Source organism: Kitasatospora sp. NBC_01266 (genome assembly GCF_036242395.1).
In the GTDB taxonomy this organism is placed as follows: Bacteria; Actinomycetota; Actinomycetes; order Streptomycetales; family Streptomycetaceae; genus Kitasatospora.
This window is the reverse complement of record NZ_CP108458.1, coordinates 1-17,859: the sequence shown is the minus strand read 5'-3', so window position 1 is coordinate 17,859 and position 17,859 is coordinate 1. Positions and strand designations below refer to the sequence as shown.

Annotated in this window: 14 protein-coding genes; 10 read left to right on the top strand and 4 right to left on the bottom strand. The window is 71.3% G+C overall.

Annotated elements, in window-relative coordinates; all coding sequences use genetic code 11:
- Positions 1–55 precede the first annotated feature (55 nt).
- A complete protein-coding gene (locus tag OG403_RS00070; protein ID WP_329560303.1) occupies positions 56–2,989 on the bottom strand; it encodes an AfsR/SARP family transcriptional regulator in 2,934 nt (977 codons plus the stop codon).
- A 142-nt stretch (positions 2,990–3,131) separates the two neighbouring features.
- On the opposite strand from OG403_RS00070, the gene OG403_RS00065 reads away from it, so the two are divergent.
- The 5 genes from OG403_RS00065 to OG403_RS00045 all read left to right on the top strand — a co-directional run bounded on the left by OG403_RS00065 (position 3,132) and on the right by OG403_RS00045 (position 9,626).
- Entirely contained in the window at positions 3,132–3,500 is a 369-nt protein-coding gene (locus OG403_RS00065; RefSeq protein ID WP_329560302.1) for a hypothetical protein, read from the top strand.
- A 731-nt stretch (positions 3,501–4,231) separates the two neighbouring features.
- Complete coding sequence (locus OG403_RS00060) at positions 4,232–4,537, top strand: hypothetical protein (RefSeq protein ID WP_329560301.1); 306 nt, start codon at positions 4,232–4,234, stop codon at positions 4,535–4,537.
- A 757-nt stretch (positions 4,538–5,294) separates the two neighbouring features.
- Positions 5,295–6,077, top strand: a complete 783-nt coding sequence (locus OG403_RS00055; RefSeq protein WP_329560300.1) for a hypothetical protein — start codon at positions 5,295–5,297, stop codon at positions 6,075–6,077.
- Between the two features lie 301 nt (positions 6,078–6,378).
- Entirely contained in the window at positions 6,379–7,275 is an 897-nt protein-coding gene (locus OG403_RS00050) for a carbohydrate kinase family protein (RefSeq protein WP_329560299.1), read from the top strand.
- A gap of 164 nt (positions 7,276–7,439) precedes the next feature.
- A complete protein-coding gene (locus tag OG403_RS00045; protein WP_329560298.1) occupies positions 7,440–9,626 on the top strand; it encodes a trehalose-6-phosphate synthase in 2,187 nt (728 codons plus the stop codon).
- A gap of 64 nt (positions 9,627–9,690) precedes the next feature.
- Here OG403_RS00045 and OG403_RS00040 read toward each other — a convergent pair whose 3' ends face one another.
- The gene (locus OG403_RS00040; RefSeq protein ID WP_329560297.1) at positions 9,691–10,125 is read right to left on the bottom strand and encodes an SMI1/KNR4 family protein; all 435 of its coding nucleotides are present in this window, start codon (positions 10,123–10,125) and stop codon (positions 9,691–9,693) included.
- A gap of 582 nt (positions 10,126–10,707) precedes the next feature.
- Here OG403_RS00040 and OG403_RS00035 point away from each other — a divergent pair.
- From OG403_RS00035 to OG403_RS00025, 3 genes are all read left to right on the top strand, one after another.
- Complete coding sequence (locus OG403_RS00035) at positions 10,708–10,998, top strand: hypothetical protein (protein WP_329560296.1); 291 nt, start codon at positions 10,708–10,710, stop codon at positions 10,996–10,998.
- 64 nt (positions 10,999–11,062) lie between these two features.
- Positions 11,063–12,367 (top strand): helix-turn-helix domain-containing protein, encoded by a 1,305-nt coding sequence (locus OG403_RS00030; protein WP_329560295.1) that lies wholly within the window; start codon positions 11,063–11,065, stop codon positions 12,365–12,367.
- 1,129 nt (positions 12,368–13,496) lie between these two features.
- Positions 13,497–14,189, top strand: a complete 693-nt coding sequence (locus OG403_RS00025) for a hypothetical protein (protein ID WP_329560294.1) — start codon at positions 13,497–13,499, stop codon at positions 14,187–14,189.
- Between the two features lie 55 nt (positions 14,190–14,244).
- Here OG403_RS00025 and OG403_RS00020 read toward each other — a convergent pair whose 3' ends face one another.
- Positions 14,245–14,646 (bottom strand): hypothetical protein, encoded by a 402-nt coding sequence (locus OG403_RS00020; protein ID WP_329560292.1) that lies wholly within the window; start codon positions 14,644–14,646, stop codon positions 14,245–14,247.
- 306 nt (positions 14,647–14,952) lie between these two features.
- On the opposite strand from OG403_RS00020, the gene OG403_RS00015 reads away from it, so the two are divergent.
- Positions 14,953–15,639 carry a DUF402 domain-containing protein gene (locus tag OG403_RS00015; RefSeq protein ID WP_329560290.1) on the top strand — a complete coding sequence of 229 codons (687 nt, stop codon included), beginning with the start codon at positions 14,953–14,955 and terminating at the stop codon, positions 15,637–15,639.
- 299 nt (positions 15,640–15,938) lie between these two features.
- Here the strand turns inward: OG403_RS00015 and OG403_RS00010 are convergent, their stop codons facing one another.
- A complete protein-coding gene (locus tag OG403_RS00010) occupies positions 15,939–16,286 on the bottom strand; it encodes a hypothetical protein (RefSeq protein ID WP_329560288.1) in 348 nt (115 codons plus the stop codon).
- A 677-nt stretch (positions 16,287–16,963) separates the two neighbouring features.
- On the opposite strand from OG403_RS00010, the gene OG403_RS00005 reads away from it, so the two are divergent.
- Complete coding sequence (locus OG403_RS00005; protein WP_329560286.1) at positions 16,964–17,302, top strand: hypothetical protein; 339 nt, start codon at positions 16,964–16,966, stop codon at positions 17,300–17,302.
- The last annotated feature ends 557 nt before the right edge of the window (positions 17,303–17,859 follow it).

Below are 17,859 nucleotides of genomic sequence, written 5' to 3'. Positions count from 1 at the left end.
CTGCGCCGGTCCCGCACCGCCTCGCACTGCTTGCGTATGTGCAGCGTCAGTCAGGTCACGGCGATGATGGTCGCGCTGGAGCATTCGTCTGGTTCATGTCGTCGATCGTCTGCCACAGCCGCAGCGCTCGCTCGCGATGCCGGCGGGCCAGGTCGTGGACGCCGGCGGCGGCGTCCAGGTCGCCGATCAGTTGCCAGCACGCGGCCTCGTCCTGACGATCGCCGTGCCGGTGGAAAAGGTCCGCCGCGCGCTCCAACGCCCGGCTTGCCCGGTCCCGGTCGTGCTGACCGGCGTACACGCGGCCGACTTCCAGCAGCGTGTACGCGGCGCACCGCTCGTCGGCCAGCTCCTCGAAGGTGGCCAACGCCTGCCGCAGGCAGCGCAGTGCCTCGTCCGGATCACCGCGCCGATCGTACAGCCGGCTGAACCGCCGCAGCACGACCGCCACCCGGTGCCCGTCGGCGAGCGCCGTGGCCTGGCGCAAGGCCTCACCGAACCAGGACTCCGCCTCGGCGAGTTCCCCTTGCATGAGCCGCATCACGGCCATCGAACAGGACAGGTGTGCCCTGAGCTGCCGGTCGTCCTCATCGACCGCGATGGCAAGCGCCTGCTCGACACGCTCGACGGCTTCGTCGTCACGGCCCTGCACCCGGCTGACCGTGCCCAGCATCGCCACCGACAACGCCTCGCCGCGCTTGTCCTTGCCGTCTTGGCACAGCCCGACGGAGGACTCCAGGGCACGGGTTGCCTCCTCGAACTCGTCTCGGTAGATGTGCAGCTGGCCAAGATCGCGCAGCAGCACCGATGCGCCGCGCACGTTGCCGGCCGCCTCGGCCGCGTCCAACGCGAGCCGGTGCCCGTGCTCCCAGTCCTGATACAGGCACCGGTGGTCGTAGTAGGTCACCGGGCTGGCCGCCAGCTCCCAGGCCAGCTCGTCCAGTCCCCAGTCCACGGCCAGTTTCACCGCGCCGAGCAGGGTGTCGCGTTCCGCGTCGAACCAGCCGACCGGGTCGGCCAGCAGCCGGTCCACGACCGTGTCGGGCAGCGACCAGCGCGGCGCCGAACCGGGCGCGGCGGCCAGCAGCCCGGTCGGCAGCCGATCGGTGCCGCGCCCGGCCAGGTCGAGCCAGGCGGACAGCACCCGGACAATCGCGTCCCGCTTGTCCGCCGCCGGCAGTTGGGCGGCGTTCTCCACGGCACAGGCCCTGATCAGGTCGTGCAGCCGGTAGCGCGGCTGGCCGATGGCGTCGGTTGTGGTGAGCCGCACCAGGTTGGCGTCGACGAGGGTGTCCAGCACCTCTTCGGCGTCCGAGCGGTCCAGCAGCGGGCCGAACACCCAGCCGGGCAGGGTGTAGGCGCCGAGCAGACCCAGCAGGCCCAGCGCACGCACCGCGTCGGCCGGCAGCAGCCGCAAGCTCAGTTCGACGCTGGCTCGCACGCTGAGATCCCCGATTCTCAGCTCGGCCAGCCGCCGGGACTCGTCCTCGATCCGTTCGCGCAGCACCCGTAGCGACCAAGCTGGGCGGCCGGCGAGCTTGGCGCTGGCGATCCGGATCGCCAACGGCAGGTTGCCGCAGCAGTCGAGGATCGCGTCGGCCTCCGCCGGTTCCCGCTCGACCCGCCGCCGACCGACAATTCCGGTGAACAACTCCCGCGCCTCTGCCGGGCTCAGCACGTCCAGGTCGATGTGGCGTGTGCCGGGAAGCTGCGTCAGCAGAGTGCGGCTGGTGATCAACATGGCGCAGCCGTCGGCCCCCGGTAGCAAGGGCAGCACCTGATCGGCGTGACCGGCGTCGTCCAGCACCACCAGCATCCGGCGATCCGCGAGCAACGACCGGTAGAGCGCGGCCCGTTCGGACAGGCCATTCGGAATCGCGCTGCCGGCGACCGAGAGCGCGCGCAGCGCCTCGGCCAGCATCAGCGCCGGGTCCCGCGGCCCGTCCGATGTCCCGGCGAGGTTGAGGTAGAGCTGGCCGTCGGGGAAGGTGGCGCTCGCCAGCCGCGCGGCGTGCGTCACCAGACAGGACTTGCCGACACCAGGACCGCCCACGATGACGGCCACCGGGGCCCGGTTGCGCGCCGACCCGTCGAGTAATCGGGCGATCTCGGCCAGCGCGTCGGCTCGGCCCACGAAGTCGGGTATGTCAAAAGGCAGTTGGCGCACCGGCATCGCCATGTCCAGTTCGGTGGCCGCCGCGCCAGGACTCTCCGGTCGCGTGTCCGCGGAACCACGCGCCGGGACAGGGGACGTCAGGGTGGGATCGGCGACCAGGATGCGCCCATGCAGCGCCTGGAGCGGCGGTGCGGGGTCGACGCCGAGTTCGCGTGCGAGTGTCCGGCGCAGCCGCTCGTACACCTGCAGCGCCTCGCCTTGCCGCCCGCACCGGTAGAGGGCGACCATCAAGCGTTCGGCGACGTGCTCGTCGTAGGGGTGCTCGCGGAGCAGGGCGGTCAGTTCCTCGATGACCTCCCGATGACGCCCCAGGCCGAGTTCGATGCTCAGACACAGTTTGTGCGTGGCCGCGCGCTTCTCGTTCAGCCGTGCCGCATCGAGCTCCAGGACCCGGCTGGAGATGTCGACCAGGGCGTCACCGCGCCAGCAGGTCAGCGCGCGCCGCAGTGCGACAGCCGTCTCGAACGGGGCAGTGTGCCGTTCGGCGAGGTGCCGCTCGTGGTCGAACTCCAGCAGGTCGAGCTGATCCGGGGCCAGGTGGATCTGGTAGCCGCCGCGCCGCGTGCTGATCAGGGAACCGGGTGCTCCGCACGCGGCAAGGTTGCGGCGCACCCCGGAGAGAGCGTCCTGGACCTGACGGACCGCGGTGACGGGTGCCTTCCCGTCCCACATCACGGCGACCAGCCGTTCCGTGGCGACGAGGTTGTTGGCGTCGACCAGAAGCGCGGCCAGCATCTTGGCCTGCCGCGGCCCGTCGAGCCGGACCTCGCGCCCGGTGATCTGGGCATACAACGGCCCCAGCACGCCAAACCTCATGTCCCTCCTGGCACTTCACGGTCAGCGCCAGCTCCCTCCGGCTGACCTCGTACAAGGACGAATCTAGGACGGCCGACGGGCGGGTGTCCATAACGTCGCCGTGGGGTGGCCGGCCCGTTCCCGCCCAACGCAACGACCAGAAATGGAGTTCCATGAACCTGAGCATGATCGGAATAACGGGGGGAAACGGACGGCGTCGGTCGGCGTCGTCGCCGCAGCCCTGGCGGCCACGCTCGTCGGGATAACAGAATCGGCCTACGCTGCCGGGCCCGGACGCTCGGAGGCGTGTCCCAGTAACAGCATCTGTCTCGACTTCAACTCGCCCGGGTACAACTGGGGGTCGTTCGAATACTGGAGCCCTGGTCAGTATGGCGACCTCGGCCAGTTCACCTTCAGCAACTGGGGTAACGGCTCGGGCTACGGTGTGAACGTCGGTGGCAACGCAGCCCCCTGGTCAACACCACCACCCGGTGTGTACGACGGCCCGGCGTACACCTCTGGGTCCTGGTGACCGACAGGTGGGACGATGCCCAAGGGCAGGGCCCGGTGAACTGACCTCCGGCTTGACGTAGGCAAGGTCTCGATCGCTCTCGCGGGCACGCAGTTCCGAACCGTTACAAGATCCGGGTCTGCCAGACGCCACCCGTATCAGGCCACGAACGCCACCGCGGACGCCGGGACCGCAGTCGGGTCCTCCCTCCGAGGCCCCGGCGCCGGCCGCGGTGGGAAGCGGATCGGGCGGCCTGTGCCGCGGCCGCGTACCCGTGGCGCCGCAGCCGGTCGGGGAGGGCGGCGACGTCCTCCAACGCAGTGTGCAGCTCAGTGGTGCGCGGGTGCGGCCGATCGGTGTCCAACTGGTAGCCGGCCACCAGTTCGTGGAGTCGGGCGATCCGCGGCTCGCCCGGCGGGCCGTCGGACACTTCGGTGTAGCCGGCCCGCTCCAGGTAGCCCGCAACGTCGACGGGCTCGCCCGCCTTCCCGGGCCCACTGGCCGGTGCTCGTCCTTGAGCGCCCGTAGTTCCTCCACGAGTTGCTGGTGTGCGGGGCTGAGCCCGTCAGGCAGCGCGGTCCAGTGCGGCGCAGCACGATCCCCCCGGATCGGTGCGTTATCGAGTGCCTGCAATGCCGTCCCAAAGCGCAGCTCACGCGGCTGCAACGTGCCGGGACACTGCCGGCCACACCAAGGCGTCAGCGCCCTCACCCGTACGCATCAGACCAACTCCCATCAAGGAGAAGCACAGCATGATCAAGAAGACTCTCGGGACAGCAGCCGCCGCGGCCGGCCTCATGGCCGCGGCGACGACAGGCACAGGCACGGCCTACGCCAACGGCCAGTCGGTGGTCGGTACGCCGGGCAGCGCCTCGGCCACCTCCCACCAGGTGAACTGGGACAAGGGCCAAGCACCCAGCCCCCGGGCGGCGGATGCCACCCCCGCCGCCAGCCCGGTCTCCTACGTCCGGATCTACAGCCTGTACCAGCCGACCCCGAACCAGTGCCCGGAAGCTGTCAAGTCAAATGAGACGGTTTGTTGCTATATGGACTGTTGAGCGGGTTCTGTCTCCTGCTTCGGCTCGTTGATCCAGACCGTCTGGGGTATCTCGGGGGGCTTCGGCCGTCGGGCGAAGCGCTCTGGGTGGCGGGCGTAGGCCTCGGTGAGGGTGGCGGCCCGCTGCTCGCGGACCAGGTCTGCGGTGCCGAAGTGCACGGATGCCGGGGTGTGCAGGCCGATGCCACCGTGCCGGTGCTCGTGGTAGTAGTAGCAGCTGCGGGGTGCTCTGGCTCCAGACGGACCGCGCCGCCCGTTCACCGCCTTCGCGGTGCGCCGCGAGGAGGGTCAGGACGGTCGCTGTCGCGTGGTCGGCGGTCTTGGCGACCCGGCGCAGGTGCTCCACTCCCTCGCGTTCGTTCCTCCCGTACACCGGCCGGGACGACAACAGCCCCAGGTACAGCACCCCGGCCTGCCAGCGGGCATCGTCACCGCGGCGGTTCAGCTCGGCGACCAGCCCCCGCAACGCACCGCTCTCGCCGGTACGCACCGTCAAGTCGAGCGCGGCGTCGAGGAGTTCCTCGACGGCCGGCTCCGGTACGGCGGCTGCGCCCGCCGGGGCGGGGGAGGGCGGCTGCGCGGGTTCGCCCATGCGGGGACCGTACTGCACCGCGCCGTTGTCGGGTGTGAGGCCGAGGGGCCGCTGAGCGTGGCGGCCACCGTGGCGGGCCGGGCCGCGCCGGTCACCCGCCCCAGCTCGAGTCAGGCCCGGTGAAACCCCACGTGGAGCCGCCGCTCTCGTCCGTAGCCCGTGGTCGGTGAGCACCTCGACCGAACTGCGCCTGGCAGGATTACGGCTGCTCTTGTCGAGCCGGATCGCCACCGCTTTTCTCGGCGCCGCCACCGCCCGCCTGCCCCACCACCCGGTGCTGCACCTGCACTTCGTCCGCACCATGCAGATGCTCGGCCTGCTCACCACCCTCGCCCCCGCGCCCTCGCCCAACTCGCCTCCACCCCCTGGGCCCCGGGCCGCCTCGCCAACTTCGCCTGCCCGGGAGCTGCGACCTGAGAAGCATCACGTCTGTCATGGGGTCGCTCACGGCGGACTGTGGACGCGGCCGAGCGCGAGGTCGCTGACGGTCAGCCCTTCGCGGCAAAGCAGTTCGGTTGGGTGCATGGACCCGGGCCTGGAGTGGAAGGCTTCACCCGTTCAGCACCACCATGCACCCGGCGGATTGGGATCAACCGTGCCCGACATCACCCCTCGCGACATCACGGGCACCAGCGCCCCCGAGCCCGGTCCGCACAGCACGGCAACCGCGGACTCGGACTTCGTGATCCCGGCGACCCAGCCCGCCGCGGAGAACCTGGGCACGTTGAGTCTGCGCTACGTCGACGGTGTTGCCGTGCTGGTCGTCAGCGGCGGCAACACGATCCCCGGAGAACTCGCGGTCGTGGACGCGAACGGCAACGCCATCGCCACCTACACCCCCGGAGCCCCCAGCGCCCCCACGGCAGCGACCGCCAAGTCCCTGGACGTGTCCTTGGACATCAGCGTTCCGAACTACAAGATCGACGACGTGATCCAGGCAAGCGCGTAGCCGGCGCCGAAGCTCAAGGAGAACGGCGACAGCGCCAACCCGGCGGGCCCCACGGGTACCGGCGTAGGCGGACCCGGGGGCCGGAACGGCTGGGCACCGTGATCGCGGAGGGTGTCTCGACTCCGCGTTCGGGGCACCCCACATCTCGGATGCCTGGATGTGGCCCGGAAGCTCTGGATAGGCATGGCGGCACCGACCGTAGGAGCCGGAGGAGAAAGTGGGATGAGTGAGCGGCGCAGCTTTTGATGACTCGTCGCCAGGAAGTCCACGGGTGACGGCTGGTGCGGTGCGGGGTCGCGAAGTGCTGGTTGTTGGCGAGTACTTCGCTGATCTGATCTTCCAGGACCTCGAACGGCCGGTCCGGCCGGGCACCGAGGTCTTCGCAGGGGCGCTCGACCTGCTGCCCGGCGGGGCCTTCACACTGGCGATGGCCACGCACCGGTTGGACCGCGACGTGGTGTGGGCCACCGACTTCGGCACCGACCTGTTCAGCTCACTCGTGCTCGGCGCGGCTCAGGCCGAGGGCCTGGACGAGAGCGGCTTTCGTCACCACGCCGCTCCGCTGCGCAGTGTCACGGTGGCGCTGTCGTACCCGGGCGACCGGGCCATGGTCAGCTATCAGGACCCGCACGGGGCGCCGCCGCTCACCGAGTTGCTGCGCGAGCACCGCCCCGAGGTGTTGATGTTGCCCCAACTGCGTTTCGGCGCCGAGCTGAAGGCATCCCTGTCGGTCGCGCGTCAGCTCGGCACTCTGGTGTTCATGGACTGCCAGGACGTGCCCGCCACCCTCGACACGCCCACGGTACGCGAGGTCCTCGCCGACGTGGACGTCTTCGCCCCCAACGCCGACGAGGCACTGCGGCTGACCGGTGCGGGCACGGTCGACGACGCGCTCGACCTGCTGGCCGGACTCGTGCGCACCGTGATCGTCAAGCGCGGAGGCGAAGGGGCCAGCGCGGTGCAGGAGGGGAAACGGTACGACGTCCGCGCCATCCCGGTCGACGTCGTGGACACCACCGGAGCGGGTGACTGCTTCAACGCCGGCTTCGTGCACGCCCTCCTCGCAGGGAAGCAGCTTCCCGACTGCCTCGCCGCCGCCGTCGCTTGCGGCGCCGCCGCCGTGACCGGCCCGGGCTCCAGCCGCGCCCTCGACCGTGCCGGGCTGCTGCACTGGCTTGCTCGCGTCCCCCCACTCTGACGCTCTGTCCACCCGCCGCGCCACCGAGCCGGCACCCCGGCCGTCGCACACGGTGGCAGGCCCCGTTCACTTGGTGATCGCCTCGTGTTAGCGTCCGGTGATCCTGAGCTGACACGAGCGGACGCGCGTGGGCCCGGCCCCTCGCGCGCCGAAGGGGGCACCGAATGAGGACTCTGGTCACCGACCTGGACGGCACGCTGCTGGGCGGCAACCGGGCCGACCGCCGGCGACTACAGGGCGCGCTGGCCCGTCATCCGGAGCTGACAGTGGTCTTCGCGACCGGTCGCGGCCTGCCCTCGGTACGCGAGGTGCTGCGGGACCCGCTGGTACCCAGGCCGCGCTGGATCATCGCGGACGTGGGGGCGAGCGTCCTCGACGGCGTCTCGTTGACCTCGGTCGAACCCCTGCAGAGAAGGTTACGCAGCGGCTGGCCCGGAGCCCGACACGTCCGCGCCGCACTACGCCGCCTGCCCGGCCTGACATACCAGCACGGCGTGGCCCAGGACGGCCGCTGCTCGTTCCACCTGCGACCCGAACAGCTCACACGGGAGCTCACCGACACGGTGGAGGCGTTGGGCTGCACGTGGCTCTATTCCGCGGACCGCTACTTCGACGTGCTGCCGCCGGCGGCGAGCAAGGGGGCCGCGCTGGCGGCGCTCGCCGCCGAGCAGGGCTGGCCGATGTCCTCGGTCCTGGTGGCCGGCGACTCCCTCAACGACCTGTCGCTCTTCGGGCTCGGCGCGCACGCAGTGATCGTCGGTGGCGCCGAGCCCACCCTCCTCGACGCCGTACCCGAGGACGAGCGCGTCCACCGTCCCGACCGGCCCGGCGCCGCCGGGATCCTGTCGGCCCTTCAGGAACTGGGCTGGGTGGAACGGGAGTACCCGCTCGTGGTCGGCTACCACCGGCCACCGGTCACCTGGACCCCTGACGGATGGCGGCCACCCGCAAGCCCCAACGGCATCCTGCCCACCCTGCGCAGCCTGTTCACCGGGAACCCGCAGGCCGTCTGGACCACCGCCGCGGTCCTCGACACCGAGGAGGTCCATGGCCCCGACACGCGCCCGGCACCGCTGGACCGCCACGACACCGGGCTTCCGCTCTCCTTCGTCCGGTTGAGCCCCGCCGAGTGGTCCGGGTACTTCCACCAGGCGTGCAAGGAGACGCTCTGGCCGGTGCTGATGTCCCAGTCGGAGCGCCTGCGGTTCGACCGGGACGCCTGGGCCCACTACCGCGAGGTGAACGCCCGCTTCGCCGACCACATCCAGGCCCGGGCCGCACCGGGTGCCACGGTCTGGCTGCACGACTACAACCTGTGGCTCGTCCCCGGACTGCTCCGCCCGGCACGCCCGGACCTGCGGATCGGCTTGTTCCACCACACCCCCTTCCCGCCCGCGGACGTGTTCGCCGCGCTTCCCACCGCCGGGGAGATCCGTGCCTCGCTGAGCTGCCTGGACTGGGCCGGATTCCACACCGAGGCCTTCGCCGACTGCTTCCGGCGGGTCCTCGCCCGGTCCCCGCGGATGCCCCGGCTCGGCGTGCATCCGCTGGGCATCGACCGCAGCGCCATCGCGGCGTTGGCCCGCGCCCGTGCCCGCCTGCCCCGGGCCGGCGCGGCCGAGGGGGCGCTGGTGCTCTCCGTCGAGCGCCTGGACTACGCCAAGGCCCCGGTCGAGAAGGTGGAAGCCATCGCCGCGCTGCTCGCCCGCCGGCCCGGGTTGCGCGGACGGCTGGGGTTCCGCCTGGTGTGCCCGCCGCCCGAGGCCGGCATCACCTCCCACGACGCGACCCGTCAGCGGCTGGAACGCCGCATCATCGAAGTCAACCGCGACTGGGGCACCGGAGATTGGCGACCCATTGAATACCTGCCGCGCAGCCTGCCGCTGGCCGAGGTGATCGACCACTACCTCGCGGCCGACGTGTTCTGGGTGACCTCCCTCCAGGACGGGATGAACCTGACCGCGAAGGAGTTCATCGCGGCCCAGCACGCAGCCGACCGCTCCGGTGTGCTGGTGCTCTCCCGTCACGCCGGCGCCGCCGCACAGTTGGGCACCGCGGCGCTCCTCACGGAGCCTCACTCACCCGCCGACCTCGTCGAAACCCTGCACCGGGCGCTGACGCTCGCCCCCGACGAGCGCCGCGTGCGGCTGGACCGCCTAGCGGACCTGCTGGGGCACAGCCACCCCGTGGACTGGGCCTCCGACATCACCACCGCCATCCGAGGCGGCGACCCGAATCCCGGCCAAGGGGGGGACTATCACGATCTAGGTCCCCTTCGGTGTGATCACTGCTGCGGGGGTTCGACTGTGGAAGCGGACGGCGGCCCTTGTCACTGGGGTTCGGGTGGATGAGGAGTCTGCGGGCCAGGTTGTCGCTCAACTGGGGATTGTGTCTGCGGACACCCCGGCCGTAGGACTACTGATACCAGTCGTCTCCGCCCTCAGCGAGTGAGCGCCCGAGGTAGTCCCGCAGGTCACGGGCCACCCAGCGGCGACTGTCGGTCTCGTGCTCCCAGACGAAGACGTCTGGCCTCCGTGGCGTCTGGATGAAGGCGAACTGGTCGCCGCCACCGTTGTCTCCGAAGAACAGGAGAGCGTCGAACGGCATATACAGCTGGGCGAACGAACTGTCCGACCGGAAGTAGAGGTTCTGCTCGACGATCTGCTCGATGCCCCAGACAGTGTCCACGCTGCTCTGTCCGACGATCCCGTTGCCCTCCAGCAGCAGCTGCCTGAGTCCAGCCGGCAGCTCACCTCCGAGCTTCCGCTCCGCCTCGGCCAGCTGTGACTCGTCAGCAGGATCCCTGAAATCGGCGTCCGAGAACGCCTCAAGGGCTACTTGTCTCCACATGATCCGGAAGCGTAGCGATCTCCAGCGACAACCTGCGCGGGACGAACCACGCTCACCGACAACACGGTGGACGCCACCGCCGGCCCGTCACCCGGGCGACAACCTCGACTGGGACCGGCTACGAAGCGGACAAGACGCGCTGGTACAGCGGGCAACCTGTGCCGGGACAAGGCAGGACCGCCTGAAGGCCTTCACTGACGATCTGTCAAGAATGGTTGTAAGGGCAGGGGTTGGGGCTTCTATCAGATCCGGTGGGCGGTGCGGGCGGGTTCGGTGGAACCGGGCCCGGGGCGGGGTGCGGGCGATGGTGCGATGGCCTCGGCGGATCATGAAATCGTCCGCTTTGCACACTTCCGCGGTTCGCGTTCCGGGGCGCGCGGTGCGTCTACGGTTGCGCGCGGTGGGCGGGGCGCCGACGGGTTGGCCGCCCAGGGTCGGCGCTCCTGCCCACCGCACTGTCACCACACGAAAAGGAAACGATGAGTCATGTCGCGAACCCGGCGTTCCCGTACCGGACGGCCCGATGACGAAGGGCCGACCCGTGCCGACAACGCTACCGGGCAGGATTACGAGACCCGTCCCGTGAACCAGGCCGACAAGCAGCCGTCCGGGCCCGGCCACACCGCCTCGGCCTGGCCGCTGCTGGTCATCGTGCCGCCGGACAGCCACATCGTCCACGTCGACCACACCGCGCAGGCGATCCTCGCCGCGCTGCTCGTGGCGTACGCCGCCTGGCGCCGCCGCACCGACCCGCCCTCACCCGGGTGGGACCGCCCCGGGCGGTCCCACCCGGCCACGGCGCCGCGTTGCCAGGATCCGGCACCTGTGCACCGGATCCGAGACGAAACAGCGGCCACCGGCCCCGATTCGTGACAACCCCAGCGACCGCGCCTCACCACCCCAGTGACGTTCTTGCCTCGTGAACCTGGACCAGTCGATGACCACCAGTGCGACGTGCCACCACTGCGCCGCCCCGCTGCCACCGCGCCGCCCCGGCCGCCCGGCATCCTTCTGCGGCCCGGCCTGCCGCCAGGCCTCCTACCGCTCCCGCACCGCCACCGGCACCGCCAGCCTGGCCGAGGCCACCACCGACCTCGACGACCTCCTCGACGAACTCCTCAAGGACATCGCCGCCGACCTGCGCGAACTCCACCGCGAACTCCACACCGCCACCGGCACCGCCGCCAGACCCGCCCCCCTGGCCACCGCCCACCGACTCCACCTACGCCTCGAGGACCTGACCGCGGGCCTGGTCGGCCACGCCCGCCTGCGCCGCAGCACCTGGGCGCAGATCGGCGACTGCCTCGCGATCGGCGAGGACAGCGCCCGCCACCGCTTCCGCCCCGCCTACATCGACCGCCGCCTGGCCCACCTGCGCCACCGCCACGCCCCGGTCAAGGCCGCGCTCGCCGCCGGGCCCGGGCCGCTCGCGCCCCCGCCCACCCTGCCCGCGGCCACCGATCCCGGGAGCCGGCCCGCCCCCGGTCCCGGTGGCCCCGAGGTGCCGCTGCCCGACCCGGACAGCCGCCCGGCCGTCAACCGCCTGGCCCCGGTCCTGTCGATGCTCGTGCGGGTGACCGGCCGCACCCAGCGCGACATCAGCGCCCGCTGCGGCATCTCCCCCTCCTACCTGTCCCGCATCCTGGCCGGCGCACAAGTCCCCACCTGGCACTTGACCGAGGCCCTCACCCGCGCCTGCGGCGCTGACCCCGCCGTCCTGCGCGAGACCTGGGAAGGCGAACGGCTGCGCGAGTACGCCCACCGCACCCCACCCCGGCGACCGGTCGCGGACCGCCCACCGGCGCCCTCCCATGGCGATCCGAAGGCCGCCGCCCGGATGGCCTTGAAAGCCGCACTCAGCACCCTGCACCTTCGTGCCGGGCGCCCCGATGTCCGCCAGCTCGCCACCGCCACCGACTACCGCCTCACCCAGGCCCGGATCACCGCCCTCCTGACCGGCACCGACGCCACCACCTGGGACGACCTGCGCACCCTGGTCGACGTCCTGGCCGGTGACCGCGCCTACTTCAGGCCCCTCTACACCGCCTCCACCGCCTCCACCACACCCGCCGGCCCCGAACCCGCCACCACGCCCGACACCCCCGACACACCGCAGGCCGGTCTCGAGCAGCACGAAGCCCGAGTGCGCCGTCGGCGGGTCATGGCCGCGGAAGTCGCCAGACTCGCGGCCGCGTCCGGCGATCCGGCACCCGACCTCCCACACCGGCGCCTGTCGGCCTGACGACCCTCGGCACCGCCGACGGCCGACACCCCAGCCGGACGGGCGCCCGGGGGCCGCGGCCCCCGCCGGGTCGGCCAGTCGTCACGGGGCGGGTCCCCGTCGTCGGGCGCTGGTGGTACGTCAGCTGCTTTCAGCGGCCGCGGGGGTGTGCCTCCTCGTGGTCCCTCCCGACGGAGGTACTCGCTAAGATCCATTCCGGCCCGCGGCACAGTCGAGCGCGGTGGGCGACACCGACGGGGGCGGGCGTGGTCGAGGAAGAGCGGGCGGCAGGGCAGGTCGGCAGCAGACGCAAGCGGATCGTTACGGCTGCGGTGGCCACCGCGGCCGTGGCCTGCGCCGCCGGGGCCTGGGCCCTGAGCGGCGCGAGCGGCGCGCACCGTGCCGCCCGGCCCGCGGCTCCAGCATCGCCAGCGGTGGCGGGCCCGTCGGCGAGCCCCGGCGGACAACCGGTCTCGCCATCGCCGAGCCTGTCGCCTGCGGCGACTCCCATCCAGCCCGCGAGCCCTTCACCCTCCCCGACCCCGCCGGCGCCGAGCCCACCCGGTCGGGCGACGCCGCCCCCGACCGCCAAGCGGCCCACCGCACCACCGGCAACGCGTGCGACGCACCAGCCCGCCCCACGGCCCACCGGCCCGATGGACCCCAGCGCGGCGGCCATGATCCCGGCCCCCGGCGGCCCCCGGCCGACCGACAACAGCTATGACAACCCCAACTGCAACTGCACCATCGTGCACCCGCCGGCACCCACACCGACCGGCTGCGGATGGTCACCGACCGACCCGTGCACACCCACCCCGATTCCGCGCACGCCTTCAACCGACCCCAGCCAACCCGGCGCCTCCTCGACGGCCGGGCCCGGCCACTAGCCTGGAACCCGTAGGACCGTGCCGCCCTCAGCCTCGGGGGACGGGTCGGGAGAAGGTGTCCGCGGACACCTTCCCGCCACCGCCGAGATCACCACCCGCGTGATGCGAACCGGGCGTAGGCGATGCAGGCCCGACCGCTGTCGCCGCCGGGCGTGTCCCGCGGCACCGGGGCGGCGTCGTACGCGGTGATGCGGTGGGGTATCGCGTCACCGCGTACGACGCGGCGCCGGTGCGCCGCGCCGCCAAAGCCCGGAAGGCCCCCGATGCCCGCAGCAGACCCCGACGACCTGGGCCGCCTCGGCCACGCCGCCCAGGCCCTCCTGAATGCCCATCGACACCTGGGTGCCGAGCACCAGGCACTGGTCGAGGAGGACAAGCAGGCCACCGCGAAGGAGCGCCAGGGCACGCTGGGCCGCATGCACGGCCAACTGCGCGAAACGGCCGCCCTCATCGTCCACAGCCTCGACAAGCTGGCCACCACCGCCGGCCTGCTGCGCCTGGGCATCGACGGCCAGACGGCCCAGGACGGCGACGGCCGCGACTACACCCCCTTGCCGGCGGCGGGCTCCCCCGAGCAGATGCTGCTGGAGGCGTGCCACACGGTGGTCTACACGGCCCGGCACCTGGCCGAGGCGTTCGAACCGACGCGGAAGTACCCGGCGCTGGCGGTGCCGCGCTGCCCGGGGCCGACGGGCACCGCGATCGCCTGCCTGCGCCAGGCGGTCGAGGCCCTGGCCGGGGAACTGGCCGAACGCGGACTGGCCGAGGAGAGCAACCAGTTCACGGCCGCCACCGGCATCCTGGAGGAACTGCAGGCGCGGCTGCTCGGCACGCCCGTGGTGCCGGGGCCGGCCGGTGAGCTCTCCCCGGAGCAGGTCGCGGCCGCGATCCTCGCCAACCCGCAGATCGCCGCCGCAGCCGAGAAGGCCCTGCGCTCCGCCGCTACGGCGGGGTGAACCCCGGCCCTGCCGCCGGTCAGCGACCCCGGCGTCGGCTGCGCTGGTAGGCGGATCAGGCGGCCTGCGCCGCGGCGGCGTACCCGTGGCGCCGCAGCTGGTCAGGGAGGGCAGCGACGTCCTCCAGCGCGGTGTGCAGCTCGGTGGTGCGCGGGTGCGGCCGGCCGGCGTCCAACTGGTAGTCGGTCAGCAGGTCGGCCAGCAGTTCGTGGAGCCGGGCGATCCGCGGCTCACCGAGCGGGTCGGCACACACCTCGGTGTACCCGGCCTGCTCCGGGAAGCCCATGACGTCGACGGGCTCGCCCGCCGGGTCGGTGGCCCACCGGCCGGTGGCCGGGTCCCGGACAGCCGGCACGAGCCGGTAGACCCACACGCGGGCGGCCGGGTCGAAGTCGGCGTCGCCCTCCTCTCCGCTCCAGTGCTGTCCGTCGGGGCCGCGCCAGATGGTGATGGGCATGACGGTGGCCTCTCCTCGCGCCGGCCCCGCGGCGGGGCCGGTCCCTGGATCAGGCACCCGTGTGCACGGGAGTCCACGGTTCACCGTTTCCGGGGCGGGCGGGCCTGGTGGGACGGGCCGGTCCCCGACAGCGAGCAGCGCGCGATGACGAACTCGCGCGAGCCGTCCAGGAGCCGCACAAGCGCTTGGACGCCCCGCAGGCGCCGAACCGGTGGGCCGCCGGCCGCTAAGGCCTCCCCAAGCCCTGACCCGCCGTCACACCTTCGAGCGGACTCCCCGGCCCCGGGGCAGGGAACACTCCTCGCCATGACCGACACCAAGCTGTTCCAGCCCGGCACCACCGCGATCCGCCGCGACGTCCACGCCGACCGGGTATGGACCGCGATGCCGCAACGCGTGATCGACGACACCGGCCACATGCTGACCCTGGCCTACTGGCCGGGCATCGAGAGCCTGGCCCCGACGACCTGGATCACCTCGACCCGCACCGGTGACGACGCCACCCGCCAGCAGGGCCTGGCAGACCTGGCGGCCGGCACCTGGACCCTGGACCACTACCAGTGGACCGGCACCGAGCTGCTGAGCCACTTCCTGAACAGCGAGTGGTTCTCCGTGCACCGCTTCCAGGACGCCACCACGAAGGAACCACTGCGCTGGTACGTGAACTTCGAGCACCCCTACCGGCGCCGCCCCGGCCTCGGCATCGACACCATGGACCTCGCCCTCGACCTGGTCATCACCCCCGACCTGTCGGGGCACCACTGGAAAGACCAGGAAGAGTACGCCCAGCTACGCCGCCTCGGTGTGGTCGACGACTACGTGGGCCGCCAGGTCGAGCGGGCCCGAGAACGGGCGATCGGCATGCTGGACGACCGCACCGGGCCGTTCGCCGGCGGCTGGCCGACCTGGGCACCGGATCCGTCCTGGCCGCTGCCGACGCTGCCGCCCGGCGCCGAGGAAGCGGCCACCTCGGCGACCGCGTACCGGCCATGACGAGCAGCGGCACGGGAAGCGGGCCGGCCCGCGTGCGGGTGCGCGCGGTCCTGCTCCACAACTGCCGAGCCGCCTCGCAGGATTTGGCTCATTGAGCCGAAGCGCGATAGCGGGGCGGGCATGTTGTCACCGGGATTTGTTCCGGCGGCGGCAGGCTCGCCTCGCATACAAACCCAGAGTGCAAGCGAAAGGCGCGCACCCGGCGGACCGCGATCCGTCAAATGCGCGCCTATGTGACGCCCTGTCAATGTGGCATCAGGTTCTCGGTACTGTGGCCACGGGCACCGAGACCGTTCAACTCAGTTGCCGGTGAAGACGATCAAGGTCAGATTCGCCCCGTAAGTGTTTGTGCACGCGCCTCGGTAGAAGTCCCAATTGCGCCCCGAAGCATCCCGCACGTATCCCGTGTAGCTGTTCGAGCACACCTGATGGGAATTCGTGATGTTCATCCAGCCTTGGTTGGCGGGCCCGCCGTCCCAGACGTAGCAGTAGTGGCCGCCGCCCGAGCCGTAAGAGACGTTGACGACGGACGACAGGTTGCACGTGGAGTTCACGACCGTGGCGCTGGCCGGGGTCGCAGCGAGGACGCCGGCGGTGGTGAGGCCCACCGCGATGGCTCCTGTTGCCAGCTTTCGGGCGAGATTCATGTAGTTCTCCCTGAGGATGCGTGCTTGGTGAGTTGTCTCCCAGGCGAGCAGTGCCGCCGAGAGGCGTGCGAGCTCCCGTGACGTGCTTTAGTGCTGACGGCTCGTTATGGGGTCGTCGTGCAAGATCGAGGCTAAGAGCTGCTGTCCTAGATCCGTCCTAGATCCGTCCTTGCGCACTCCGTTCACATGAGCACATGTGACAAGTCGAATGCCTTGTTGGTGAAAACCAGACTGCTTCGACCGGTCCGAATCGCCAGGTCATCCCTCTCCTCTGGTGACAACTACGGTGCTTCGGCTCACTCATGCAGGTGCCCGGCAGCGCTATGCCCGTCGACGTTGCCGGGCCCTCGACCCGCTTCCTTCATCTGCCGGGGTCGGCTCCAAACCTGCCTGGGTGGCGGGCTGGCGTGGGTCGGCCATCGTTCCCGCTACGTGCTTCCGGCTGATCGGGACCTGCGTTCTGCTCGGGCTCGTCGAGCGTCTCGACTTCGACGCTGTCGTTGTGCGCCGGCTTCCGGGCCTCTGGAGGCACGACCGCCGGGTGCATTGGGCCAGGGTGGATGGGGACCGCTGAGATGGCGGTGGCGGTCCTGAGGGCGTCGGCCAGGCCGGAGAGGTCGGCTTGGGAGAGCACTGCTGCCTTGAACGCGTCCGTGATCAAAGGTGTGTAGTCGAACTTGGGCAAGGCAATCGCTGCTGCGATCGTGTCGGGCTTCAGCGAGAGCCAAGGAGTGATCGAATGCGGGCGCGAGAGTGGCTGCCGGCGCGATGGCCGTGCCGCTGTTGTGAGCGGTGTCGTGAAGTTCCCCCTGATCTTGGACAGCGGGTGCTTACGCTGCGGGGGTGAAGTCGTGCTGCAGCCTGGCTCGGGTTTCGAGTGGGGTGAGGTACCCGAACTCGGGGTGCCTGCGGAGCCTGGTGCGGTTGTATTCGACTTCGATGAAGCGGAAGACGTCGACTCGGGCCGCTTCCCGCTCGGCGACGACGAGGACCGGGGATTTGGCGGGGTCTCCTGACGGTCGGTTTCTGATACGGCCGGGCGGTGGTGATTTCCAGTCCTCGTGCGGACGGGTTTTCCGTGCCGGAACATGGGGAGCGGACGGGGTGTTTTCAAGTGGGCCCGGACGGGCTTTTCGGCAGGATCATCTGACGATGGAGTTCTGATACACCCTCGGAGGAGGGGCCGGGCTAGTCGGCCCCAGGGTGGGGTGACTGGGTGATGGTCAGTCAGGGGAGTGGGGTACCAGTGGGCCCCGGCCCGGACGGTGGCTCAGTCCCCCCGCGGCCGGACCACCCCTTCCCAGTCAGCCGCTTGAAGCTCCACAACAGCACAGCTCAGCCTCTTGATTCAGGCTCAGCCACCTGGGGCCGCCGGAGCGAAGCGGAGCGGCCCCAGGGAGGGGAGCGAAGCGGACCGACCAGGCCCGGCGCAGCCGGGGCCGGCCTGACCGAAGGTCAGGCCACCGAGCCCCGAAGGGGCGAGAGGCGGGCCGACGGCCAGCCTGGACCCGCGGAGCGGGTCCGCCACCGCGCGAAGCGCGGTGCGCACGGAGGGCCGAAGGCCCGTAGGGAC

What these genes read in the sequence shown, in the direction of transcription:
- OG403_RS00070 (WP_329560303.1), bottom strand. Translation starts at nt 2,989, where the DNA reads ATGAGGTTTGGCGTGCTGGGGCCGTTGTATGCCCAGATCACCGGGCGC.
- OG403_RS00065 (WP_329560302.1), top strand. Translation starts at nt 3,132, where the DNA reads ATGGAGTTCCATGAACCTGAGCATGATCGGAATAACGGGGGGAAACGG.
- OG403_RS00060 (WP_329560301.1), top strand. Translation starts at nt 4,232, where the DNA reads ATGATCAAGAAGACTCTCGGGACAGCAGCCGCCGCGGCCGGCCTCATG.
- OG403_RS00045 (WP_329560298.1), top strand. Translation starts at nt 7,440, where the DNA reads ATGAGGACTCTGGTCACCGACCTGGACGGCACGCTGCTGGGCGGCAAC.
- OG403_RS00040 (WP_329560297.1), bottom strand. Translation starts at nt 10,125, where the DNA reads ATGTGGAGACAAGTAGCCCTTGAGGCGTTCTCGGACGCCGATTTCAGG.
- OG403_RS00030 (WP_329560295.1), top strand. Translation starts at nt 11,063, where the DNA reads ATGACCACCAGTGCGACGTGCCACCACTGCGCCGCCCCGCTGCCACCG.
- OG403_RS00025 (WP_329560294.1), top strand. Translation starts at nt 13,497, where the DNA reads ATGCCCGCAGCAGACCCCGACGACCTGGGCCGCCTCGGCCACGCCGCC.
- OG403_RS00020 (WP_329560292.1), bottom strand. Translation starts at nt 14,646, where the DNA reads ATGCCCATCACCATCTGGCGCGGCCCCGACGGACAGCACTGGAGCGGA.
- OG403_RS00015 (WP_329560290.1), top strand. Translation starts at nt 14,953, where the DNA reads ATGACCGACACCAAGCTGTTCCAGCCCGGCACCACCGCGATCCGCCGC.
- OG403_RS00010 (WP_329560288.1), bottom strand. Translation starts at nt 16,286, where the DNA reads ATGAATCTCGCCCGAAAGCTGGCAACAGGAGCCATCGCGGTGGGCCTC.